Source organism: Providencia sp. PROV129 (assembly GCF_028482245.1).
Taxonomy (GTDB): domain Bacteria; phylum Pseudomonadota; class Gammaproteobacteria; order Enterobacterales; family Enterobacteriaceae; genus Providencia; species Providencia vermicola.
On sequence record NZ_JAMPQD010000023.1, the window covers coordinates 43,098 to 67,583 of the forward strand.

Annotated in this window: 18 protein-coding genes; 7 read left to right on the forward strand and 11 right to left on the reverse strand. The window is 40.0% G+C overall.

Annotated features, from left to right (window positions below):
* Positions 1-10: 10 nt before the first annotated feature.
* Together PSF27_RS16900 and PSF27_RS16905 are read right to left on the reverse strand one after the other, a co-directional pair.
* Positions 11-1,294 carry a cystathionine gamma-synthase family protein gene (locus PSF27_RS16900; protein ID WP_206084554.1) on the reverse strand — a complete coding sequence of 428 codons (1,284 nt, stop codon included), beginning with the start codon at positions 1,292-1,294 and terminating at the stop codon, positions 11-13.
* A 49-nt stretch (positions 1,295-1,343) separates the two neighbouring features.
* Entirely contained in the window at positions 1,344-2,378 is a 1,035-nt protein-coding gene (locus PSF27_RS16905; protein ID WP_272538979.1) for an isopenicillin N synthase family dioxygenase, read from the reverse strand.
* Positions 2,379-2,628: 250 nt separating this feature from the next.
* Between PSF27_RS16905 and PSF27_RS16910 the strand changes: the two genes are divergently transcribed.
* The 3 genes from PSF27_RS16910 to PSF27_RS16920 all read left to right on the forward strand — a co-directional run bounded on the left by PSF27_RS16910 (position 2,629) and on the right by PSF27_RS16920 (position 5,188).
* Positions 2,629-3,489 (forward strand): MetQ/NlpA family ABC transporter substrate-binding protein, encoded by an 861-nt coding sequence (locus tag PSF27_RS16910; protein ID WP_272681904.1) that lies wholly within the window; start codon positions 2,629-2,631, stop codon positions 3,487-3,489.
* A gap of 350 nt (positions 3,490-3,839) precedes the next feature.
* On the forward strand, positions 3,840-4,439 hold the full coding sequence (locus PSF27_RS16915) for a nitroreductase family protein (protein ID WP_206084551.1): 600 nt from the start codon (positions 3,840-3,842) through the stop codon (positions 4,437-4,439).
* Between the two features lie 449 nt (positions 4,440-4,888).
* Positions 4,889-5,188 (forward strand): type 1 fimbrial protein, encoded by a 300-nt coding sequence (locus PSF27_RS16920; RefSeq protein ID WP_206084550.1) that lies wholly within the window; start codon positions 4,889-4,891, stop codon positions 5,186-5,188.
* Positions 5,189-5,363: 175 nt separating this feature from the next.
* On the opposite strand, the gene PSF27_RS16925 is transcribed toward PSF27_RS16920, so the two are convergent.
* Both PSF27_RS16925 and mak read right to left on the reverse strand, forming a co-directional pair.
* Positions 5,364-7,313: a bifunctional 2',3'-cyclic-nucleotide 2'-phosphodiesterase/3'-nucleotidase gene (locus tag PSF27_RS16925; RefSeq protein ID WP_206084549.1), complete on the reverse strand. Its 1,950-nt coding sequence runs from the start codon at positions 7,311-7,313 to the stop codon at positions 5,364-5,366.
* Between the two features lie 783 nt (positions 7,314-8,096).
* On the reverse strand, positions 8,097-9,002 hold the full coding sequence (mak, locus tag PSF27_RS16930) for a fructokinase (RefSeq protein ID WP_272681905.1): 906 nt from the start codon (positions 9,000-9,002) through the stop codon (positions 8,097-8,099).
* A 210-nt stretch (positions 9,003-9,212) separates the two neighbouring features.
* On the opposite strand from mak, the gene rdgC reads away from it, so the two are divergent.
* Positions 9,213-10,118 (forward strand): recombination-associated protein RdgC, encoded by a 906-nt coding sequence (gene rdgC / locus PSF27_RS16935; RefSeq protein WP_272681906.1) that lies wholly within the window; start codon positions 9,213-9,215, stop codon positions 10,116-10,118.
* 240 nt (positions 10,119-10,358) lie between these two features.
* On the forward strand, positions 10,359-10,868 hold the full coding sequence (locus PSF27_RS16940; RefSeq protein ID WP_206084546.1) for a GNAT family N-acetyltransferase: 510 nt from the start codon (positions 10,359-10,361) through the stop codon (positions 10,866-10,868).
* A 760-nt stretch (positions 10,869-11,628) separates the two neighbouring features.
* Here PSF27_RS16940 and yedF read toward each other — a convergent pair.
* The 4 genes from yedF to exbB form a co-directional block, all read right to left on the reverse strand.
* On the reverse strand, positions 11,629-11,868 hold the full coding sequence (gene yedF / locus PSF27_RS16945) for a sulfurtransferase-like selenium metabolism protein YedF (protein ID WP_206084545.1): 240 nt from the start codon (positions 11,866-11,868) through the stop codon (positions 11,629-11,631).
* Entirely contained in the window at positions 11,865-13,079 is a 1,215-nt protein-coding gene (gene yedE, locus PSF27_RS16950; RefSeq protein WP_206084790.1) for a selenium metabolism membrane protein YedE/FdhT, read from the reverse strand. Before yedE ends, yedF begins: the two co-directional genes overlap by 4 nt.
* 1,625 nt (positions 13,080-14,704) lie before the next feature.
* A complete protein-coding gene (gene exbD / locus PSF27_RS16955; protein ID WP_206084544.1) occupies positions 14,705-15,130 on the reverse strand; it encodes a TonB system transport protein ExbD in 426 nt (141 codons plus the stop codon).
* A gap of 5 nt (positions 15,131-15,135) precedes the next feature.
* Positions 15,136-16,062, reverse strand: a complete 927-nt coding sequence (gene exbB, locus PSF27_RS16960) for a tonB-system energizer ExbB (protein ID WP_272681907.1) — start codon at positions 16,060-16,062, stop codon at positions 15,136-15,138.
* A gap of 430 nt (positions 16,063-16,492) precedes the next feature.
* On the opposite strand from exbB, the gene metC reads away from it, so the two are divergent.
* The gene (metC, locus tag PSF27_RS16965; protein ID WP_206084542.1) at positions 16,493-17,677 is read left to right on the forward strand and encodes a cystathionine beta-lyase; all 1,185 of its coding nucleotides are present in this window, start codon (positions 16,493-16,495) and stop codon (positions 17,675-17,677) included.
* A gap of 150 nt (positions 17,678-17,827) precedes the next feature.
* The gene (locus PSF27_RS16970) at positions 17,828-18,496 is read left to right on the forward strand and encodes a DedA family protein (protein WP_206084541.1); all 669 of its coding nucleotides are present in this window, start codon (positions 17,828-17,830) and stop codon (positions 18,494-18,496) included.
* A 38-nt stretch (positions 18,497-18,534) separates the two neighbouring features.
* On the opposite strand, the gene PSF27_RS16975 is transcribed toward PSF27_RS16970, so the two are convergent.
* The 3 genes from PSF27_RS16975 to carA all read right to left on the reverse strand — a co-directional run bounded on the left by PSF27_RS16975 (position 18,535) and on the right by carA (position 24,127).
* Positions 18,535-19,560 carry a MerR family transcriptional regulator gene (locus PSF27_RS16975; protein ID WP_272538976.1) on the reverse strand — a complete coding sequence of 342 codons (1,026 nt, stop codon included), beginning with the start codon at positions 19,558-19,560 and terminating at the stop codon, positions 18,535-18,537.
* A gap of 168 nt (positions 19,561-19,728) precedes the next feature.
* Complete coding sequence (carB, locus tag PSF27_RS16980) at positions 19,729-22,950, reverse strand: carbamoyl-phosphate synthase large subunit (protein ID WP_206084539.1); 3,222 nt, start codon at positions 22,948-22,950, stop codon at positions 19,729-19,731.
* Between the two features lie 13 nt (positions 22,951-22,963).
* Positions 22,964-24,127 carry a glutamine-hydrolyzing carbamoyl-phosphate synthase small subunit gene (gene carA, locus PSF27_RS16985; protein WP_272681908.1) on the reverse strand — a complete coding sequence of 388 codons (1,164 nt, stop codon included), beginning with the start codon at positions 24,125-24,127 and terminating at the stop codon, positions 22,964-22,966.
* Between the last annotated feature and the right edge of the window lie 359 nt (positions 24,128-24,486).

Genomic DNA, 24,486 nt, shown 5'->3' on the forward strand with positions numbered 1-24,486 from the left:
ATTTAATCGCTTAGATGGCGTCTAATGCTTGCTCTAATGCATGTTTTAGGTCATTTACATTCTCGATACCAATAGATAAACGCACTAAGTTATCACTAATCCCAATTTTCTCACGTACTGCTTGTGCAACACCTGAGTGCGTTGTTGAAGCAGGGTGGCTTGCCAATGATTCCGTTCCCCCCAAGCTCACTGCTAGTTTAAAAATCGCGAGATTATCTAAAAAACGGAACGCATCAGCTTCATCTTTTCCAACATTAATGGAGAACGTTGAACCTGCACCACTACATTGTTTCTGATAAACGTGGTGTTCAACACTGCCTTTCGGAAAAAATGCAGGGAAATGCACTTTGCTCACTTTCGGGTGCTGATATAAAAATTCAGCCAGCGTTTGTGCACTGTTATTTGCCCTCTCCATCCGCAATTGCAGCGTTTCCAAAGAACGTCCTAACATCCAGCTTGAATGCGGGTCTAATTGCGTTCCGATGGCATTACGTTGCGCTTTGACTTTTTTCACCAGTTCATGACTACCTGCAACAGCCCCTGCAACAAGGTCCGAATGTCCACCCACATATTTAGTTAGTGAGTACACACTTAAATCCGCACCTAATGCGAGAGGTTTTTGAAATACAGGGCCCAATAACGTATTGTCACAAATCAATAGTGGGGCTTCTCCACCTTGTTTTTGACCAATTAGTTTCGCTGCTTGGCTCAATAACTCAATATCAACCACTGTATTTAGCGGGTTTGATGGCGTTTCAATATAAATGGCCGCAATCTTTTGGCCTTGCTCAATACTATTTGCCACGTCTAAAACAGCGTTTAAATCACAGCCATTTTGAAAAGGCACTGATGTAATACCAAACCGCTTTAACGTATTGAGAAACAAAGTTTCTGTTCCACCATAGAGTGGTTGTGAATGCAGTAATACATCTCCAGGTTGTAACACCGCCATCAAACAAGTGGTAATCGCTGACATACCGGATGAAAATAAAGCGGCACTTTGTGCCCCTTCATACAACGCTAACCGGTCCTCAACAATTTCACTGTTGGGGTGATTAAATCGTGAATAGACGAGCCCTTGCTTCTGGTGACTAGGCGCTTGTGTGCGCCCACTAACCAAATTAAAGAAATCTTTTCCTTCCTGAGCCGTTTTAAATACAAACGTTGACGTCAGAAAAACGGGAGGCTTAATCGACCCTTCTGAAAGCTGCGGGTCATACCCATAACTCATCATTAAGGTTTCAGGCGATAATGCCCTTCCATTTAAGTCTTTTTTGTAACTTTGATCTGACATACTTAGCTCCAACTGATTTTCTTTTATCAATGTCAATTTGTTCTATTCGTTATAGGATATTACTGTTATTTATTATTTGCGCATATTCCGCAGGGTAAAATCTGCGTGTTACCGCTAAATGTGAACGTAAACGGCCTTTAATCACATTTTTTCCTAAATTGGTAAATAAAGGGTTGAGAGGATCGCTATCAGGCCCTAAAGCTTGTTGTGCTAAATAACTTGGTAAGGTTAATAATGGCACTTCATCAGCAAAAATACTTGGTGTAATAAAGTAAGCGATGGAATAACGGGAATCACTGTTTTTCTTTCTCACAACTTGGTGCACGTTAGCTCGTAAATAACCGTTAGTTGCTAATTCAAACACTTCACCAATATTTACAACAAATGCATTTTCCAATGGCGCGACATCAATCCAGCCATTATCCGTTTCGACTTGTAGGCCGCCACTGTTGTCTTGCCACAATAAGGTTAAAATACCTGCATCTTTATGAGCACCAACACCTTGTTCTCCATCGTTATTATCTTCTCTCGCGGGATAGTGTATAAGCTTCAATAAATGCTGGGCAGGTTCAGCAATAATGTGCTCAAAGCTATTTTCAGGGAGATCTAAAGCAACCAAAAATGCTTTGATGAGCTTCACTGCAATGGCACGCATATCACTTTGCCATGCCAGCGCTTGCTGTTTCAGCTCGGGTAAGGCCTGAGGCCATTGGTTTGGTCCATGTAAGTTAAACCAAATTGGGTCATTTTCTGTCAGTTCGAGCGCGGGTAACTCTTCACCAATATCAATTTGTTCACGGTAATCAGGCTGATTTCGAGTGCTTTCTTCTGTTGACGCAGTGTAGCCGCGAAAATGGCGAGAATGCGCCATAGAAATCGTTTCTTTTTCTGCCTTTGGTAAGGCAAAAAATTGTTTTGTCGTGGTTAAGAGCTGCTCACGAGATTCTGGTGTAATGTTATGACCAACTAAATAAAAGAAACCGATTTCACGAGCGATAAAACGTAGCTTTTTATAAAAGTCATCTCTGGTTTCAGGATTATCAAGTTCATGTAAATCAATAATAGGCAATTGTGTTAAAGACATAATTAATCAACCTTTTAAATTATTTTTTAGATGGTGAAGAATTTTCACGTTTATTTTTAATATCTGATTAGATACCACAATAAATATTGCTAAAAATAATTTAAAACTATATCGATATAACAATTTCGAATGAGTTCATGTGTATTTTCTGTATATAACCAAAAGCTTAGAGTCTGAATAAAATATTATTTATAAAAAACTATTTTTGTTTGATTAGATATCACCAACAAAAATTATTAGAGATAATCGAATGAAAAAAATATCTGCATTATTATTAGCTTTGTCATTTTCTACGCTAACCGCTTGTTCACAAGAGGAAAGTTCAACCGATAAGCCAAATCAGCAAGAACAAACATCGCAAAAAATTATTATTGGCAGCCATGGAAGTGATGCTGATATATGGAAATTTATTGCGCAATCTCCAAGTGCGAAAGAAGCAAATTTAGATATTGATGTCAAAATCATTGATGATGGGATCACACTTAATGTGGCAACAATTGATGGGGACGTTGATGTCAATGCATTTCAATCATGGGGTTTTTTAAAAGACTTCAATAAAAACCATAATAATAAATTGGCCGCGATTTCCACCACTTATTTTGAACCAATGGGCATTTATTCGGTAAAACATAAAAACCTTGCAGATTTGCCTAAACAAGCCATTGTGGCTATCCCTAATGATGCAGCTAATCATATACGCGCACTAAAATTACTTGAAAAGGCTCAATTAATCACATTAAAACCTGATTTTAATCAAGCGACTGGATCGACTAATGATATTATTGCAAACCCAAAAAATTTGGTATTTAGACAAATAAAATATGCACATGGCCCAAGAGCTTTGCCTGATGTCGATATTGCCATTATCGGTAATACTGCAGCACAAGAAGGTGGACTTAATGTGTTAAAAGATTCTTTATTTAGAGAACAAAATGATGACACTATCAAGAACAATATTAATTTATTAGTCGTAAAATCGGATAATAAAGATGACCCTAAATTTGCTAAATTAGCACAGTTGTACCACACTGAAGCTGTCAGAAAATATATCATTGATAACTTTGGTGGAACTAAAATTGAAATTACCAAAGATGTCAGTGAACTCAATTAAGTAAAACTAGTTATCATTTTTGTCTAGCGGGATTACGCCCCCGCTAGACCCTTTATCTTGATACATCTTTCCCCCTTTAATATCCTCAATTTTTTTCTACCCATTTGATGCCCAATGTCCTATTTTAACTTATCAAAAACTAAATACTGCAAAAAAATAAATTTAATATATTGAATTTATTACTTATTTATAAAAATAAATCTTAGCCTAAAATTTTGAACCTTACGGTTAAATTTTTTTTCTATGATTTTAACTTTCCCCCGTTATAGTAGTTACTATTGAAACGAACTGCGGCTTCTAAGATAGATTCTATAAAATGCCGTGCGCTAATGAAGATCTAGGAGACTAAAATGTCTAACGCATTTATCGAAATGATTAAAAATCGTCGTACTATTTATAACCTCGGCGATGCTTTACCTGTATCTGAAGAACACGTAACAAAATTAATTAAAGAAGCTGTAAAGCATTCACCATCGTCGTTTAATTCACAAACTTCGCGTGTGGTCATTCTGTTTGGCGCTGAACATAAGAAATTATGGAATATGACCAAAGAAGCTCTGCGTAAAATTGTGCCAGATCAAGCTTTTGCCGCTACCGAACAAAAAATTGATAGTTTTGCAGCGGGAGCAGGTTCTATCCTGTTTTTTGAAGACCAAGACATTGTAAAAGGTTTGCAAGAGCAATTCCCTTTATATGCAGATAACTTCCCAATTTGGTCAGAGCAAGCAAGTGGTATTGCACAATTCGCTGTGTGGACTGCGTTGTCTCAAGAAAATATCGGCGCATCATTACAACACTACAATCCATTAGTGGATAATGATGTACAAAAAACGTGGAACACACCTGCTAATTGGGTCTTACGTGCTCAAATGGTATTTGGTTCGATTAATGCGCCAGCAGGTGATAAAGCCTTTATGGATGACGATGTACGTTTCAAAGTTTTCAAATAAAATGAAACAGTAAGATTTTAAAATAAATGCCCTTATAAAACTATTTATAAGGGCATTTTATTTTCACCATTTATTAAATCCCCCACAAAATAAATCATCACTAACGATTACCTTAATAAAGAAAATAGAACACCAAATTACTTTTATATTTAAAATTTATTTAATGGAACAATAAATTCAAAAAACATATTTACCAATAAAATTTAACTTAAATAAAAAGATAATTTCACACTACCCTTCTTTGCTATTAATTCAAAAAAAACAATGATTAACGATCAATCGCATGATATAAGAATCAAATAAATTTTGATGTTTATCAATGAACTAAATCGCTCCAATACTAAAATCCAAATATATTTAGAAAATTTAGTTTGCATTACTAATAATTGAACTACACTAAAAGTGAAGGCAAAAAAACACTGTTCTCAGTGTTATTTAGGGGGTGGACTATGAAACGTTTATCTTTACTCACATCTGTAGTTGCTATAATCATTTCAAGTTGTTCTTTCACCTATGCTAGTAATAACTCATCAGGAGGGACAATCACATTCACTGGTTCTGTGTATGAACCACAATGTGCTATAAATGCGAATGACCAAGAACGTGTCAATGTTGTGTGCTACCGAAAAGGAAAAGACATTTCAATGACAGGCTCTTTAAAAAATGGCAAAAAAATAGAATCTGAGTATGTTAAAGTCGAATACGATAAGTTCAGTAAACTACCTATGTTGAATGTGTTTTATGAATAATTTATTAGGTGTCAAAAATCAATAACCGCTCGACGTGTTTCGATAGTTGTCAGTAAAATGCGCCGAGCGTTATTTATTTACCATCAAAATATCTTCCTACCCCATTTTTCTTATTTTATTAATATAAAAAAGCCCACCCAATAGGGCAGGCTCACTATAACGTTAATTAAAACGCTTACTTAGCCGTTAGATCCACTTGGTAGATAGCGAAACCAATGTCATCAGTACCCACTTTTTTCATTGGATACTGTGCATTTTCTTTAATAAAGTTAGCCGCTTTTTCACTTGGTGCAGTTTCAAAGCGAACATCCAGTTTTTTGTCTGTCTTAATTGGTGTAAATGACCAGTTGTTTGCCGCTTTCGTTGAAATTTCACCTTTTTCTTTAGACACTTTAGCAATATACGCGGCTAAAATTGAACGGTTTTCATCTGGAGAAGCAAATGCAATATTACTATCACCTGTACCTGCGAATTTACCACCGTAGCCACGATAGTTGTTGGTTGCCACTAAGAAAGTTGCTTTTGGATCAATCGGTTTACCTTGGTAAGTGACGTTTTTGATTCGGTTAGCATCTTTATTCACGGTTTGGCAATCAACATCATATTTCGCAGGCTGGGTCAGGTCGATTTGATAATCCACGCCACTTATTGTGTCGAAGTTATACGTTCTGAAACCGTTCCAGTTCAGCAAGCTTTGTGGCGCCGTTGATTGTGGGTCGATTTGGTTATACATACCCGCAGAACATTCTAGCCATTCAACTACATCCGCCCCCGTTGCTTTAACCACAACTAACGTGTTTGGATACAGGTAAAGATCCGCTGCATTACGGAACGTTAAATCACCTTTTTCGACTTCAATAAATTCAGTTGGTGAATTCTTACGACCACCCGCTTTAAACGGTGCGGCTGCTGCTAACACGGGTAAATCGGCCAGATCAGGGTCACCCTGAATGAAATTTTTGGTGTAATCGATTTGCGCATCATTGACAATTTGTACCGTTGGGTCACTTTGCACCAACGCTAAGAAGCTGTACATGTTTTCAGACGCTTTACCAATATGTTTACCGACAAACTTACGGGTATCTTCGTGCTCTTTTTCGATAATTTTCGCAAGGTCGCCATCACGTTCAACAAGGGCTTTTTTATTTGGTTTGTCATAAACAGGGCGAGCATGTGCTGTTGCATCAACCACTTTCCATGCACCATCGTCATTGCTAACCACTAAGTCGACAACCCCTAAATGATCCCCCCATTGACCTGGCATAACAGCTGGAACACCATTGACAGTTCCTTTTGCAATGTCGACACCTTTGATATCGCTAAAGTCTTTACTTGGGAACACACCATGTGAGTGACCAAACATAATGGCGTCAATTCCTGGGACTTCACTGAGATAATACACGGAGTTTTCAGCCATTGCCTTGTAAGGCTCTTGAGAGAAACCTGAGTGAGGAATAGCAACAACTAAATCAGCGCCTTCTTTTTTCATTTGAGGCACAAATTTTTTCGCCGTTTCAGTAATGTCATTAACTAAAACTTTGCCTTCTAAGTTTGGTTTATCCCAAATAAGAATTTGAGGTGGAACAAAACCGATGTAACCCACTTTAATGGTATGCGTTTTCCCGTCTCTATCTTTAACTGGCGTATCAACAATAATGTATGGGTTGAAGTAGTTTTTACCTGTTTTTGCATCAATAATATTGGCATTGATATATGGGAATTTTGCCCCCTCAATGGCTTTATGCAAGAAATCTAATCCAAAGTTGAACTCATGGTTACCAAAGTTACCGACGGTGTAACCCATTGTATTCAGTAGTTTGTGCGCAGGGTGAGATTCGCCATCTTTTAGGCCTTCACCAACGATATAGTCAGCCAGTGGGCTACCTTGGATTAAGTCTCCGTTATCCACGAGTACAGCGTTTGTAGCTTCTTGTTTTGCCGCTTTAATTAAAGTCGCAGTACGAACATAACCAAATTGTTCTGTTGGTTTATCTTTATAATAGTCGAAGTCTACAAGGTTACTGTGAACGTCTGATGTTTCCATAACACGTAAATCAACCGTTGCCGCGTTCGCATTAAATGCGACTAACATAGCAAGTGTTGAGAGCTTCAATACTTTATTCATTTGATCCCCTTAGTTGCCTTTATTGAGAGAAAATTGCCTCTCGAATCCGTATACACACCTTATGCCATTGAGCAAATAACCAACAAAATGGCATTAAAATTTTACACAATGTGCATAACGTCAATTTTTAATGATAATACACTGCAAACAGTAACCATTTTTTGTGACTAAATCACGGTTTTCATCTTTTTATCGAGCCTGATTTTTATATCTGTCACAAAAATGAATTATTCATGACAAATTCACGCCAAATAACTGAAATTATTTTTTTAGTGTTTTGTGAATAATTTTCGTAGGAAAAAAAGAATTGTGATTGATATCACTTAGTATTGAGAAACTTATTTAACTTAAATTTTATGTTTTATAAATATACGTATTATTTAATTTTTAATTAATATAAATTTAATTTAAGCAATAAAAGATGATTATTTAAACATGAAAACTAACACTCTATTTCTTGTTAATTTTCATCACATCCACGCTTTTTCTAAATAATGCGAGTTGTGGCAAGGCGGCAAAATGAAGACATCCCTAGGAGCATACACAAGTATGTGACTAGGGTGGCTGAATGAAGCCAACGTAGTCACAGCTTGAAGTATGATGAAAAAATGAGTAGCCGAGTACAACTGACACCGCCACAACGTAAATTAGGACAAATAGAGAACCCTATTATTTTCTAACTAATTTTCGGTGTGGCTAGGCGGCAAAGGAGGCTAGCTCAGGGAGCATACACAAGTATGTGACCTGAGTAGCCGAGTGCAGCTAACACCGCCACAACGTAAATTAGGACGAAAATAGCCAAGCCGCGCCGCGTACCCCGCTCGAATCGCCATGCACCGCTTTACGAATGGGTGTATCACACTCACGCCCAAATACCCATGAGCGAATGCGTGTGGGTAGCTCTTCATAGAGGCTATCTACGTTACTCATTCCTCCCCCTAACACAATGACATCAGGGTCAAGCATATTGATCGCCTGCCCTAATGCTTTTGCTAGTCGATTCAAATAATTATCCATCGCAATTTTAGCAAATTTATCCCCTTCTTGGGCTAACTTAACAATGTCTAAACCTATTTTTGCCTCACCCGATAATTTAGCATAATCGGCCATAAAGCCTGTCCCAGAGACAAACAACTCTGTGCAGCCTGTTAAGCCACAATAGCAGTTTTCATTTGATAAGAACTGCCTGTCGCTATCATCTTGCCAGGGTAATGGATTGTGTCCCCATTCCCCTGCTACGCCATTGCCGCCTGAGTGTAGTTGCCCATCAAGTGCAATACCTGCGCCACACCCCGTCCCAATGATCACGGCAAAGACCACTTTTGCCCCCGCACCTGCGCCATCAACTGCTTCGGATACCGCTAAACAATTCGCATCATTCGCGACTTTAACTTCACGCCCTAATAATTTTCCTAAATCGGCATCAAAAAACTGGCCATTCAGCCATGTTGAATTGGCATTTTTCACTTTTCCAGTCACAGGAGATAAGGTGCCTGGAATTCCAACTCCCACACTTCCTGTTTGCCCAGTTGCCGTTTCCGCATCATTTACCAAACCGACAATAGCGCTGAGTGTTGCAGGATAGTCGCCTTTTGGTGTTGAAACACGCTTACGAAATAAGGTTTCACCATCATCATCTAATGCAATCACTTCAATTTTCGTGCCACCTAGGTCAATTCCTATTCTCATTGCGCAGCTCTCTTTGATTTTCTTGTTTATCTTCACCATCATGACCTGTCTAGGATGCTTTTTTCAAGTATAAGAGATAAAAACTGAGGGATTGCTTAACTTCCTTAATAGGACCTTAGGCCAAATATATTTTTTTCGCTTAATAACCGACAATTCGTTATCATAGGCCTTTGCTCTAACTGGCTATTTATCAACAAAGGTAGGTTTTTCATGTGGTTCAAGAATATATTGGTCTATCGCCTGAATCGAGATTTGGCACTCTCTGCAGACGATCTGGAAAAACAACTTGCCGCACTTGCCTATCACCCTTGCGGCAGCCAAGACATGATGCAAACAGGTTGGGTCGCGCCGATGAATGGTGCAGATGCCTTAACCCACGCTGCAGGTAACCAAATTCTGATTTGTGCTAAAAAAGAAGAAAAAATGCTGCCATCTCCTGTCATTAAACAAGAAGTACAGGACAAAATAGAGAAACTCGAAGCAGACCAAGGCCGAAAACTCAAAAAAACTGAAAAAGATGCCTTAAAAGACGAAGTCGTTCACACCTTACTACCTCGCGCATTCAGTAAATTTAGCAAAACCTATATTTGGATTGATACCGTCAATCAACTCATTATTGTCGATGCAGCAAGTGCGAAACGCGCTGAAGATAACTTAGCCTTATTACGTAAAAGTTTAGGCTCTCTTCCTGTTGTTCCTCTTACATTTAAAGACCCAATTGAACTCACACTCACCGAATGGATCCGTTCAGGCTCACTCCCTCAAGGCTTTGCTGTGATGGATGAAGCTGAGCTAAAAGCTATCTTAGAAGAAGGCGGAATTATTCGCTGTAAGAAGCAAGATCTGATCTCTGATGAAATTGCGACACATATCGAGGCAGGTAAACTCGTCACGAAGCTCGCTTTAGATTGGGAAGAGCGCATTCAATTTATGTTATCTGATGATGGTTCGCTAAAAAGACTTAAATTCAGTGATACATTGAAAGACCAAAATGACGACATCGGCAAAGAAGATTACGCACAAAAATTTGATGCGGATTATGTTCTAATGACAAGCGAACTGAGCGCCTTAATCGCTCGCTTGGTTGATGTTCTGGGCGGTGAAGCAGAACACTAACCCTTCTTAAATTTTCTTTCTTATCTCACGATGGCAACGCACTAAAAAGTAAGTTGCCATTTCTTTTTAGACTCCGCTTGCATAGCCACAATTAAGTCATTGACTGGTTGTGAAATCTCTGGTTGATTAAATTACAATCCTGTAACAAATTTACTTTAGTTTCAAATTTGTTAAATAAAAATAATAAATATCAGCCTCCATTATTGGAATTATGGTCAATATTCTATCGAAGGAATAGTCATGAAAGAGCTTATCGAACCTGAAGTGGATGAAAATTCATTAGTTACCTTACAAAAAATCACTGCGGACAATTTCTCAGAAATTTGCCTACTTAGCCACACACTGAGTGAAGCACAACGTAATATGGTTGCTGATAATGCTTACTCAATGGTTGAGGCACAGTTTTCAGACTGTGCCTGGTACAGAGGGATTTATGCGGATGATACCCCCGTTGGATTTATCATGCTGCACTCTGGTTTAGATGATGACGAGCTCGAATATGATGGCATCATGCTCTGGCGCTTCATGATAGCGGAGCCTTACCAAAAATTAGGCTTTGGTCGCGAAGCATTAATCCAAGTAATACGTTATCTAAAAAAGAAAGGTTATCCACGCCTTTATAATAGCTGTGGTGAAGGGGAAGAAAGCCCATTTGAGTTTTATAAAAAACTGGGGTTTATTCCAACTGGCGGATACATCGATGATGAATGTGAGCTGGTGTTAGATATTGCTAGCTGGCAGGACGAATAACCACCACTAATTTAAAATATGAATGCATTGCATCATGATAATCACTGCATTGCTCTAAATAGTCATGAGGTGGCAAGACGGCGAGTGAGGATACGCGGCGGCAAGAATTCATCTCGTCAATCAATGAATGATATGGCCTATCATACCGCCAAGATACCCTAAATAATTTGTGTTGCAGCTAGGCGACCACCGAACAAGCTCTAGGAGCATACTAAAGTATGTGACTAGAGCCTGTGAGTGCAGTCAACAACGCGGCGGCAAGAATTCATCTCGTCAATCAACGATTGATATGGCCTATCATACCGCCAAGATACCCTAAATAATTTGTGTTGCAGCTAGGCGACAATCGAATAGGCTCTAGGAGCATACTAAAGTATGTGACTAGAGCCTGTGAGCGCAGTCAACAACGCGGCGGCAAAAATTCATCTCGTCAATCAACGAATGATATGGCCTATCATACCGCCAAGATACCCTAAATAATTTGTGTTGCAGCTAGGCGACCACCGAACAAGCTCTAGGAGCATACTAAAGTATGTGACTAGAGCCTGTGAGTGCAGTCAACAACGCGGCGGCAAGAATTCATCTCGTCAATCAACGATTGATATGGCCTATCATACCGCCAAGATACCCTAAATAATTTGTGTTGCAGCTAGGCGACAATCGAATAGGCTCTAGGAGCATACTAAAGTATGCGACTAGAGCCTGTGAGTGCAGTCAACAACGCTGCGGCGCAAAGTATGACGGGTATCTCGGGTATCCGTTATTTTTGGATAAGATAACGTATCGTCGGCCCATCTTGCTGGATATCCAAAACCGTATAGCCGTAGTTTTTTGCATCTAACGGAATATTATTAATGGATTGTGGGCAATCGCTTACCACTTCTAATATTTCGCCACTTTTTAGTGATGGCATCGCTTCTAATGTTGCGACTGCAGGGTATGGGCAAGGTTCCCCGACCATATCTAAACGATAATCAGGGATAATTTCTTTCTTACTCATATTGCCTCCGCTGATGTTTGCTGTGATTTTTGTGTACGCTTACGGAAAAAGTGCTTCTCCCAGACTAACATCAGCACAAAAGCCACTGCCAATAATGCATACGTCACCAACAGACCACCTTGTGGCCCAAAGGTCTCTAATAAATTCACTTTGTCAAAATCGGTCGCTAACCAAGGGCCTAAATCATCCCAATAATAAGCGAGGATAGTGGCACCAATAATATTACCAAAACCAACCCACCAATAGTGAACCTGGCCTTCCACTGCTCGGTACATCCAACCTGTTTCACAGCCACCCGCTAGGACAATACCAAAACCAAATAGTAAGCCGCCAATCACTGCATTTGGGCCTGCCCATAAAATTTTAGGTGTAGCCCCCAATTGAACATAGCTAAAGATACCAATCGCACTGACAGCCATCCCAATAATAATGGCTTTAGCCATATGGGTTCGACCAGTGATCCATAAATCACGAAAAGCAGAAGTAAAACAAATTTGAGCTCGTTCAATTAATAAGCCGAAGCCAATTCCACAAAGGATAGCAAAACCCATCACTGGAGAGTCAAGCAAGGTATAAAAACCCCACGCCAATGCTAAGGTAAAAATAATCATCCCTAACTTAAAACGTCGTTTCGCCACATCATGATTTTGCGTTAATGGTGATGCCGCACTGACTTTTTTCAGTTTGACTGGGATCCTAAACATCGGCATCAATGTAAACTTAGCGCCAAAATATGACCCTGCCGCAGTCGCAACAGCAAAATACCATGCGTGTAGAGAAAACTGAGGGATCCCAGTAAAGAATGCTGCCAAATTACATCCCATCGCTAAACGCGCACCAAATCCAGCAATAATACCACCAAGAATAGCTTGGAAAATGCGAATACGATGCTGTGGCATTCGTAATTTAATATTATTGGCCCAAAGCGCTGCGGCAAAACACCCCGCAAACATACCAATAATCATGACACCATCGATACGATCAAGTGGTGATCCTTCAAAGCCAATGACTTTGAAATAACCCCACGTTTCTGGATGAGCGCCAAAGAGTTGCATAATGTGTCCACCCCAGCGAGTGAACTCACCCGTAACGGCCCAAAATGTACCCGTTAAGCCAAAGTAGTAGGTTGATAAAATACCTGCGGCAATCACTGCGGGCAAAGGTTTCCAAAAACCGATGAGATAGTGAGATTTGAAATCAGACCAAGTCATTGTTACATCCAATTTATTCACGCCAGATCCTGGCAGAGAAGTTCGCCGTTGTATAATTATCTTTATAATCTGTTATATCGATACCCCACAGCGAAGTGAAAATATCATACGCGGATATTTCTTTTCGTGAAGTTCTTTTATCAAAAAATAGGGAAAAGATTGATTTTCTGCATTATTAAGGGGCATTTGGTGCTAGATTGGCGGTTATTCCATTCTGATTATGTTATTGGTGCGAAAAAATACACATTTATTATACGATAAAATATTGAGTAAAAAAAAAGCGTTACCTTAAAGGTAACGCTGGAAATGTAGTCTTATTTTATCTATAGAGGAGTATAATATGAAATTGCCATTTCTGGCTTCGCTTGCTATGCGTAGTCTGTAGTCAGCCCATTTGACTCCAGTAATAACATTCATGTTGACTCAAAAATATAATGTTCTACCTGAGTTACCCAATTAAGTAGTTATATCTACTTTTAATATAAAGCCTAAAATCTTGCTAATCTAAATTATTTTTAAAATTAGCATGGCTTGATTATTTCCCTAGCTCGAGTAAATTTCAAAAATAAATAACTTGGTATAATAAAATATTTAAAAGTGTTTCCAAATGTTATTGATTGTATTATAGCCTAACACTTAGGTTGCGCAAGTGTTTTTTTGTTTAACTTAAGAAGTCATCTAAATTTAATTAAATTACTAAATATCAAATAGTTAAAGAAATCAAGCAACATAAAACGCCTATTGTTAAGATATTACAATCTATTTACATATATACATATTTACTATTCATTCACTATTTACTTTATATTTAAATTAAATATATTTATATTATTTTAAATATAAAGTGCTGATGTAAATATATTCAAAATAAATACTCGATTCTAATTTCATAAAAAATACTTACATAATCATTATCTTTCTTCGAAGTAAAAATAATCCTTTTTTTATTTACATCCATATACCTATTCTATCAAAACTAAATTTCCCCATAAAAAACAATCATTTTATCTAAATTTTAATTTTTTAATTTACCCATGTGATTTCTGTGGTTTTATTATTATATTGATAAAATAGTCATTATTAATAAAACCATTCAAATATAATGGTTTATTTTTTGTTATGTTTTGTTGGTTTAATCACATTGAAAGTAGTCAAATACACCCTATTTCAGACTACACTAAGCTACATTTTCAATGAAAAACCGCATTAAAAAAAGAAGCTCAGCTTATAATTGAGTCAAAAATGTCACGTTGAAATACGGTTTCATTCAATTACCTTATCTGAAGCCAGATAAAAAATATCGAATATTCATCAGTTATTTTAATATACTTCTTGTTTTATCACTTTATCTTAGCTCTAAATACCCCATAAGAGAGTATTTTACATGCGACTAAGGCTCTGTCCTCTCAATCAAACACAAATAAAACGTGTGAATATAGGATAAAAATCTTTTAATCATGATTTAATCATACAAATAAAGATGATATTACACAGAATAATTAGCATTCGATAGAAAAATCAGGCAGCTATACACTCGCTTTGATGCACTTTTGTTTGATTCATAAAAAACGCGCTTTATCCTTAAAGATAAAACGCGTGATAACCGCTGATATCGTTGATATTGACTATTTAGACGAAGTAGCTTCCATTCCAACTAAGCCAATTTTTAGATAACCCGACTGGCGTAATGCATTCATCACATCCATCATCGTTTCATAATCAACACTTTTATCTGCTTGGAAGAAGATCGTTGTTTCTTTATTTGAACTTGTTGCTTGGTCAAGTGTTGCAGAAAGCTGTTCTTTTGATACAGCTTGATCGCCAATAAATAACTGGCTATCCGCTTTAACTGTTAAGAACACAGGTTTTTCTGGCCGTGGCTGCGGCTTCGCGGTTGAAGCAGGTAAGTCAACTTTAATATCTACAGTTGCCAAGGGGGCCGCGACCATGAAGATAATTAATAAAACCAACATCACATCGATAAACGGTGTTACGTTAATTTCATGCATTTCACCGCTATCATCTTGTTCGTCACCTAAACGCATTGCCATAATAATTACCTTGCTTTGCTATTTGCCAGATCAAGATCACGCCCTAATAATAATACAGACTGTGCAGCCACATCCCCTACCTGACCACGGTAGTTATTAATCATTCTGGCGAAAATGTTATAAATTACCACTGCTGGGATCGCAGCGATAAGACCAATTGCCGTTGCAAGAAGTGCCTCTGCGATACCAGGCGCAACCACTGCTAAGTTAGTGGTTTGTGAATGAGCGATCCCGATAAAGCTATTCATGATGCCCCATACCGTTCCAAACAAACCAACAAAAGGAGAGATAGCACCAATAGTCGCTAAGTAACCATTACCACGGCCCATATATCGGCTGATTGCAGCAACGGCCCTTTCAAGGCGGAATGACGTCCGCTCTTTCGTACCAGACAGGTCGGTACTATTTGCCGATAACGCTCTTTCTGTTACTGCTTCATTAAGCAGCATTCGTGTAATACTATTTCCTTTGAAACCTTCAGCAATTTTCACGGCTTCATCAAGGGATTTCACTTCTGCGATCGCTTTCGCTTCGTCTTTTAAACGACGACGAGCAACTAAAATTTCGAGGCCTTTAGAGAAGAAGAGTGCCCATGTAATGACTGATGCAATAACCAAACCTATCATCACCGTCTTCACGACATTATCCGCATTTTGGTACATGCCCCAAACAGATAAATCCTGATCAAAACCCCCTGTTGGCGCCTCTGTCGCAATTTCGATATTTTCATTCACAACAGCAGTATTGACTGCAGGCTCAGAAGATACGGGAGCAACTTCACCATTTGGTGCTGTAATTGGCGCCGCAGGATTTGCAGCAGGTGTCGATGATGTATTTTGAGACGCAGCTGGTGTTGTTGCTGGTGTGGTTTCAGCGACCGCCGTCCCCATCAAGCCGAACGCCAATAGAATAGAAGCTGTTAGTTTACGCATCAGTTGGCCTTTACTCTCTTTTTAGTGTTGTATAAAAAAATTCATATCGATGATTGTGCCATTCATCGACTAACCTTTAAAAGCGAAATTTAACTCGCGCTGTTCGTCTCTTTTCAAAAAGACGGTGCTGATGATATCAAAGACAGCGCGAATTGATAGTAATTATCATTAGTATTCACAAATTTTTTTATATTTTTTGTTCTCAAACAATGAAGTCCACGCCTATTACACGGGTATTACTTGTTTATTCTTATTAATGCAATAAAGGTATTCAATGGACAAATATACTCCCCCCTTCTTCTATACCAATACGATTTATTGAACTTTGTAATACTGAAGAAAACTCAAGTTACATTTCCCCACGAATGCATTAACGTCATAGTATCCACGCCTCTGGATAGGCTAAATTTGAAACCATAAAGGAAAGATCATGGCAAACACCAAACCAGAAACCCAATTAGTGCACATTGGTCGGAACCCTAAATTCACACAAAAAGGTGTAAATCCTGTCATTCAACGAGCATCTTCGATTATCTTTGACACGCTTGAAGAAAAACGTCATGCAACTCGGCATCGTGCGGATGGTGTGCTTTTTTATGGCCGCCGAGGCACACAAACCCATTTTGCTTTCCAAGAAGCCATGGCTGAATTAGAAGGTGGAGCAGGTTCTGTACTTTACCCATCAGGTGCTGCTGCCATCACCAATGCAATCTTATCCTTTATTTCTGCAGGAGAGCACATTTTAGTCACAGGCTCCGCTTATGACCCAACACAGAATTTTTGCGACCATATTTTAACCAAATTACAGGTTAAAACGACCTACTTTGACCCGCTCATTGGCGAAAAGATTACAGATTTGATTCAACCGAATACGCGCATTGTCTTTTTAGAATCTCCAGGTTCAATTACCATGGAAGTCCACGATTTACCTGCTCTCGTTCAAGCTATACGTAACAAAGCACCTGAAATCATCATTATGATTGACAATACATGGGCAGCGGGTGTCCTGCTCAAACCTTTATTGTTCGATGTGGATATTTCAATACAATCCGCAACAAAATATATTAATGGGCATTCTGATGGCATGTTAGGAGTCGCAGTAGCAAATAAGCGCTGCATCGAAACTTTACGTGAAAATTCATATCTGCTTGGGCAAACCGCAGACCCCGATACCGTTTATATGGCTAATCGTGGTTTGCATACCCTCCCTACGCGCCTAAAACAGCATCAAGAAAACAGTATACAAGTAGCAAACTGGCTGCAAGAACGCCCCGAAGTCGAACAGGTTTTTCATCCAGCCCTGCCAACTTCGCCTGGTCATGAATTCTTTATTCGGGATTTTTCAGGGTGTAATGGCTTATTTTCTTTTCAACTTAAGTCACGCCTATCCACTGAACAGTTCGCTGCTTTTATCGAAAATTTAGCTCATTTTAAAATGGGGTATTCATGGGGTGGATTTGAATCGCTAATTTTAGGTTACCAAAAAGAAGATTTACTCAGCATGAGACAATATGATTTTCAATTGAACGAAGGGACTTTTTTCCGTGTTCACGTGGGGCTTGAACACCCACAAGATTTAATTGATGACCTACAATTGGCTTTTGAACGCATTTAAAATAAAAAATGAAAATTGCGGAAAACACTAAAATGTTTTCTGCAATTCATCGACTAATGAATGAATACCCCCAAACAAATCAAACCCAATCTTATTTTTTCCTGTAATATAAATAAGGAAATTCGCTTTTAGACAAATACAGGAATGATTATGGAAGTCCTACGCGAAATCGTACTAGCGCTTTGGGATCACGATTTCCTAAAACTCTCCAACCCCGAAGTACTTTGGGTTATTTATACCGTACTTTTTGTTGTTATTGTTTTGGAAAATGGGGTTCTTCCCGCCGCTTTTCTGCCTGGAGATACCTTGTTAATCCTTTCTGGCGCATTAATCGCCAAAGGAGTTTTGCACTTTATCCCAACCATTTTATTGCTCGCCACAGCTGCGAGTTTGGGTTGTTGGTTAGGGTTTATGCAAGGTAGATGGCTCAGTGAAACGAAAACGGTCAAGCGTTGGCTAGCCCAAATTCCTGATGAGTATCATGCAAAAGCAAATAATATGTTTAATAAACAAGGTTTATACGCCTTACTTATTGGTCGTTTTTTAGCTTTTGTTCGTACATTATTACCTTTACTTGCAGGGCTCTCTGAATTAAGCCATCGCCGTTTTCAGTTTTTCAATTGGCTAAGCGGGCTTTTGTGGGTAGGTATTATCGTTTCTTTAGGCTATGCCCTTAACCAAATCCCGTTTGTAAAAGAGCACGAGCAAGTGGTTATTAGCGCATTAATGATCATCCCTGTTATCTTATTAATTAGTGGATTAATTGGCTCTATTGTGATGTATTGGAAACACCGCAAGGCATTAAGTAGCAATAAATAACACAAATATCTATGGCCGCAATATTGCGGCCACTTGCATTATTTCCCCATCAAAATATTCACCGCTGAAAATAAATATTGCCCGATTTCTGGCGTCATCCAAGTACCTTGAGAAACTTTAGGCTCTTCACGGTAAACTGTGCGGATCTTTTCCTGAATGATAGGGTCACCTCCAGTGAATTGAATAAACATGTCTAACCATGTACGAGCCAGCACTTGTACTTCAGGTGAGTCTGGAGATTTATGTGCTTTCAATGCATTATGCAGCCCAGCAATCAGCTCAGGCCAAACTTGCCCCGCAGTAAAATAATGTTGCCGAACAAGCGCAAACTGCTCTTCTGTTAAATGGGGCTTAAACAGCGCTAATTGATATTCACTAAACCCTTGTGCAACAAATTGGATCATTGACTCAGAAATACCTGATGAATAAGCTAACGCGTTGTCTGTTAAGTGAATTTTATTCAACCTTGCAAAAAAATCTGGGTTTCCACCCGTATCTCTTTCCAGAGCGACCATCCATTCATACCCCAGTTGCTGTGCTTCAATTGATTGAGGTGTCATACCTTGTTGCATTAATGCATTCACCGCCGCCACTCGTTGCTGCCACTCTTGGTTTTTCAGCGTATGTGCGGTGTATAGCGGTAATTGTTCTAACTCTTGCGGTGTAAAATATTTATCAAACATCGTCATCATCTCCAATACAGAGAACCAATCGACCTGAGTTGAGGTATCGCCCATTTGCATCTGTTTTTGAAGTTGCTCCAACCGAAAACGCAATGTTGCCATTTGCTGCATTTGTTCAGTTAATAAAGCAATTCGTTCCTGCAGAAGGTTTGTCATATCTCCACTCTGACCATCCAATATTTCACCGATGTTTTTGAGTTTGACTCCAACTTGGCGCAGTAATTGAATTTGCGTTAATCGCTCAATACATTGCATGTTATAGAGTCTGTAACCTGCATCGGTTCTTGCAGTTGGAAGCAATAAGCCAATTTCTTCATAATGATGAAGTGTTCGGATGGTTAACCCCGTTTTTTCCGCGATTTCACCCACTTGAAATAGCATACGTTCCTCCTGTAAGTGAGACTGAGGTTACGGCCTCACGTTACGTGAGAGTCAATGACCATTTTGCCTTTTTTTATTTTTTTTGCACCTTTCCCCTTCAAGTAAGCAATATATAAAAAAAGCCCCAGTCGGCAGGCTACCGCTGGGGCTCAATTCAATACGCGTTGATTACTTAATCAACGCGTGCATCTCTTGGACTGAAATCACTTTTTCAGTCGGATCTGCACTCAGTGACATTGTGGTTGCAAAACCACCATTCAACGTCGTGTCATAGTGAACCTTATACTGCAATGCGCTGCGACGGATTAGTTTTGAGTCTTCAATCGCTTGACGCCCTGCGGTTGTATTCACGATGTAATCGTACTCACCATTCTTAATTCTATCTTGAATGTGTGGGCGACCTTCATGTACTTTGTTAACTAAGCGCGGGTTAATCCCTGCTTCACCAAGAACAATCGCCGTACCGTGCGTTGCATCTAGCTCGAAGCCATGTTTTAGCAATTTAGCCGCTAAATCAACAACGCGAGTTTTATCGCCTTCACGCACGGACAACAATGCTCGACCTGATTTTTTCATGGTTGAGCTGCTACCTAACATCGCCTTAGCAAACGCTTCTGCAAAAGTACGACCAACTCCCATGACTTCCCCTGTTGAACGCATTTCAGGGCCAAGAATTGGGTCAACACCTTGGAATTTGTTAAATGGCAGAACCACTTCTTTGACTGAATAGTAAGGAGGAATAACTTCTTTCGTCACACCTTGCTGGGTCAATGTCTGGCCAACCATAACACGAGCAGCCACTTTTGCCAGCGGTACGCCCGTTGCTTTTGAAACAAATGGGACAGTTCGCGCAGCACGAGGATTCACTTCAATCAAATACACTTCGTTATTTTTGACTGCGAATTGAACATTCATTAATCCACGTACACGTAATTCGAATGCTAAGCTGCGAACTTGCTCACGCATCACATCCTGAATTTCTTGGCTCAGTGTATACGCTGGCAATGAACAAGCAGAATCACCAGAGTGAACGCCCGCTTGTTCGATGTGCTCCATGATCCCGCCAATCAGCACCATTTCACCATCACAAATCGCGTCAACATCCACCTCTACAGCGTCATCTAAGAAACGGTCAAGTAGTACTGGTGCATCATTTGAGACACTGACTGCAGTTTGGAAATAACGGCGCAGGTCGATTTCATCATACACGATTTCCATCGCACGACCGCCGAGAACATATGATGGGCGTACAACGAGTGGATAACCAATTCCAGCCGCTTTTTCAACAGCTTGCTCAATCGCTGTCACCGTCGCATTTTGCGGTTGTTTTAAATTCAAACGATTAACCGCTTGTTGGAAACGTTCGCGGTCTTCTGCACGGTCAATCGCATCAGGGCTAGTTCCAATGACAGGAACACCGGCGGCCTCAAGTGCACGTGCCAATTTCAGTGGCGTTTGACCACCATACTGTACGATCACACCTTTTGGCTGCTCAATACGCACAATTTCTAGCACATCTTCGAGCGTAACAGGTTCGAAATAGAGACGGTCAGACGTATCATAGTCAGTTGAAACGGTTTCTGGGTTACAGTTAACCATGATAGTTTCATAGCCATCTTCACGTAGCGCGAGTGAAGCGTGCACACAACAATAGTCAAACTCAATACCTTGACCAATACGGTTAGGCCCTCCCCCCAGAACCATCACTTTTGGCTTGCTATGGTTTGGGTTGGATTCACACTCATCTTCATACGTGGAATACATATAGGCAGTATCGGTTGCAAACTCAGCAGCACAGGTGTCAACACGCTTATAAACGGGGTGCAAATCATAACTTTGGCGTAATTTACGTAGCTCAGCTTCTGATACACCAACTAAACTTGCTAGGCGTGCATCCGCAAACCCTTTACGTTTTAATACGCGTAAGAAATCTTTGGTTAAGCCGTTGATACCTAACTCCGCAACTTCTTCCTCTAGACGCACCAGCTCTTCAATTTGTACTAAGAACCAGCGGTCAATGTTGGTTAAGTTGAAGACACCATCAACGGACAAGCCCGCTCGGAATGCATCTGCAATAAACCAGATGCGTTCTGCGCCTGCATCTTTTAATTCACGACGAATGCGCGTCAGTGCTTCAGGGTCATCCTGTTCAACTTTAGGATCAAAACCTGTTGCGCCCACTTCTAAGCCGCGTAACGCTTTTTGCATCGACTCTTGGAAAGTGCGGCCAATCGCCATCACTTCACCCACCGATTTCATCTGCGTGGTTAAACGGTCATTGGTACCCGCAAATTTCTCAAAGTTAAAGCGTGGAATTTTAGTCACAACGTAGTCGATAGAAGGCTCAAACGAAGCAGGTGTACGGCCACCAGTAATATCATTCATCAGTTCATCGAGGGTATAACCGACCGCCAGTTTCGCTGCAATCTTCGCGATTGGAAAGCCCGTCGCTTTAGAAGCTAGCGCTGACGAGCGAGAAACCCGCGGGTTCATTTCAATAACAATTAAGCGCCCATCTTTTGGATTAACCGAAAACTGAACGTTTGACCCCCCCGTCTCAACACCAATTTCGCGTAAAACTGCCATCGAGGCATCGCGCATGATTTGGTATTCTTTATCTGTTAAGGTTTGAGCGGGTGCAACGGTGATTGAGTCACCAGTGTGGATCCCCATTGCGTCAAAGTTTTCGATTGAGCAGACAATAATGCAGTTGTCATTTTTATCGCGAACAACTTCCATTTCATACTCTTTCCAACCAATCAATGACTCATCAATTAATAATTCATTGGTTGGCGATAAATCTAAACCGCGCGTACAAATCTCTTCAAATTCTTCACGGTTGTAAGCGATACCACCCCCCGTTCCGCCCATCGTAAACGATGGGCGAATAATACAAGGGAACCCCACATCGTCTGCAACGGCATACGCTTCTTCCATGTTGTGAGCAATACCTGAGCGTGCAGTACCTAAACCAATTTTTTTCATCGCTTTATCAAAGCGTTGACGATCTTCGGCTTTATCAATGGCGTCTGCTGTTGCACCAATCATCGTAACGCCAAACTCAGCAAGAACCCCTTTACGCTCAAGTTCAAGCGCACAGTTAAGCGCTGTTTGCCCACCCATTGTTGGTAAAATTGCATCAGGACGTTCTTTTTCAATAATTTTACGAACCACTTCCCAGTGAATCGGCTCAATATACGTCGCATCGGCCATCTCTGGGTCGGTCATAATCGTCGCAGGGTTAGAGTTAACTAAAATGACACGATAACCTTCTTCACGTAAGGCTTTACATGCTTGAGCCCCAGAATAATCAAACTCGCATGCTTGACCGATAACAATTGGACCCGCACCTAAAATCAGAATGCTTTTTATGTCTGTACGCTTTGCCATGATTTGCTCCCGATTATTGTGCGTTTTGACGTGGTGTGGTTTGACGATATTCGTTAATCAAATCAATGAAGTGATCGAATAAATTGGCTGCATCATGTGGCCCTGAACTTGCTTCAGGATGGCCTTGGAAACTAAATGCAGGTTTATCTGTACGGTGAATACCTTGTAGTGTTCCATCAAATAGTGACTTGTGAGTCACACGCAATGTATCGGGAAGTGTAGATTCATCGACTGCGAAACCATGATTTTGTGCCGTGATCATCACAACATCTCGATCCAAATCTTTCACAGGATGATTTGCTCCGTGATGACCAAATTTCATTTTCAGGGTATTTGCACCGCTAGCTAAAGCCAATAATTGGTGCCCTAAGCAAATACCAAAAACAGGGATATCCGTTGTTAAAAATGTTTTAATCGCCTTGATTGCATAATCACATGGCGCTGGGTCGCCAGGGCCATTCGACAAGAAAATTCCGTCTGGATTCATTGCGAGTACTGCTTCTGCTGATGTTGTCGCAGGCACCACCGTTAAACGACAACCACGGTCAACTAACATGCGTAGAATGTTGCGTTTTGCACCGAAGTCGTAAGCAACAACATGCAATGGTAACTCTTCAACTGATTTAGCACCTTGTTGGCCGTTTTCTAGCGTCCATGAGCCTTGGGTCCAACTATAGGCTTCTTTAGTACACACTTCTTTTGCCAAATCTAACCCATTAAGCCCAGAAAAGTTACGTGCTTTTTCTAGCGCAAGCGCCACATCAGGGTTATCTCCTGCAATAATGCACCCATTCTGAGCCCCTTTCTCTCTTAATAAACGGGTCAGTTTACGTGTATCGATATCTGCAATTGCCACAACCTTGTGGCGCTTCAGATACTCGGATAGCCCTTCTTGCCCACGAAAGTTACTGTAAACCAATGGTAAGTCACGAATGATTAAGCCTTGAGCATGAACATTTAGGGATTCTTCATCATCAGCATTAGTGCCGACATTACCAATATGGGGATAAGTGAGAGTAACAATTTGGCGGGAATAGGAAGGGTCTGTAATTATTTCTTGATATCCGGTCATTGACGTATTGAAAACGACTTCTCCAACTGCGGCCCCTTCAGCACCGATGGCACGCCCGTGGAATTGGGTTCCGTCTTCCAGAACCAATATAGCTGACTTAATCAAAACACCCTCCGGAGAATAATAAATCACGTTTTTTGCATATTAATTCAGATTTTGCGATCTAAATCAATGCCAAAATGAGTTTTTAAGCAAATTTTTGGCAAATTGCGCGCATTCTAATGATGAGATAGGGTCTTGTCTAGAAAAAAATGCATTTTTTACACTTTTATCTTACTTTTATAGACAACAACCCCAGTTTACTTAACGTGAGCACTGAAAATGATAGCCAATATGAATAAGTAAACGGTTGCCAAGTAAGATAACTGCACAATTGATAATAACGCAGCTTGAATTGAGATTAAAGGGAAATTAACTCGAATAAAAGTCAGTTTTACAGATAAATTAAACGGAAAATATCAATT

What these genes read in the sequence shown, in the direction of transcription:
- PSF27_RS16970 (WP_206084541.1), top strand. Translation starts at nt 17,828, where the DNA reads ATGGAAGTCCTACGCGAAATCGTACTAGCGCTTTGGGATCACGATTTC.
- PSF27_RS16905 (WP_272538979.1), bottom strand. Translation starts at nt 2,378, where the DNA reads ATGTCTTTAACACAATTGCCTATTATTGATTTACATGAACTTGATAAT.
- PSF27_RS16900 (WP_206084554.1), bottom strand. Translation starts at nt 1,294, where the DNA reads ATGTCAGATCAAAGTTACAAAAAAGACTTAAATGGAAGGGCATTATCG.
- PSF27_RS16975 (WP_272538976.1), bottom strand. Translation starts at nt 19,560, where the DNA reads ATGCTATTTCAAGTGGGTGAAATCGCGGAAAAAACGGGGTTAACCATC.
- exbD (WP_206084544.1), bottom strand. Translation starts at nt 15,130, where the DNA reads ATGGCAATGCGTTTAGGTGACGAACAAGATGATAGCGGTGAAATGCAT.
- PSF27_RS16915 (WP_206084551.1), top strand. Translation starts at nt 3,840, where the DNA reads ATGTCTAACGCATTTATCGAAATGATTAAAAATCGTCGTACTATTTAT.
- rdgC (WP_272681906.1), top strand. Translation starts at nt 9,213, where the DNA reads ATGTGGTTCAAGAATATATTGGTCTATCGCCTGAATCGAGATTTGGCA.
- metC (WP_206084542.1), top strand. Translation starts at nt 16,493, where the DNA reads ATGGCAAACACCAAACCAGAAACCCAATTAGTGCACATTGGTCGGAAC.
- carB (WP_206084539.1), bottom strand. Translation starts at nt 22,950, where the DNA reads ATGGCAAAGCGTACAGACATAAAAAGCATTCTGATTTTAGGTGCGGGT.
- yedE (WP_206084790.1), bottom strand. Translation starts at nt 13,079, where the DNA reads ATGACTTGGTCTGATTTCAAATCTCACTATCTCATCGGTTTTTGGAAA.
- exbB (WP_272681907.1), bottom strand. Translation starts at nt 16,062, where the DNA reads ATGCGTAAACTAACAGCTTCTATTCTATTGGCGTTCGGCTTGATGGGG.
- PSF27_RS16940 (WP_206084546.1), top strand. Translation starts at nt 10,359, where the DNA reads ATGAAAGAGCTTATCGAACCTGAAGTGGATGAAAATTCATTAGTTACC.
- yedF (WP_206084545.1), bottom strand. Translation starts at nt 11,868, where the DNA reads ATGAGTAAGAAAGAAATTATCCCTGATTATCGTTTAGATATGGTCGGG.
- PSF27_RS16925 (WP_206084549.1), bottom strand. Translation starts at nt 7,313, where the DNA reads ATGAATAAAGTATTGAAGCTCTCAACACTTGCTATGTTAGTCGCATTT.
- PSF27_RS16910 (WP_272681904.1), top strand. Translation starts at nt 2,629, where the DNA reads ATGAAAAAAATATCTGCATTATTATTAGCTTTGTCATTTTCTACGCTA.
- PSF27_RS16920 (WP_206084550.1), top strand. Translation starts at nt 4,889, where the DNA reads ATGAAACGTTTATCTTTACTCACATCTGTAGTTGCTATAATCATTTCA.
- mak (WP_272681905.1), bottom strand. Translation starts at nt 9,002, where the DNA reads ATGAGAATAGGAATTGACCTAGGTGGCACGAAAATTGAAGTGATTGCA.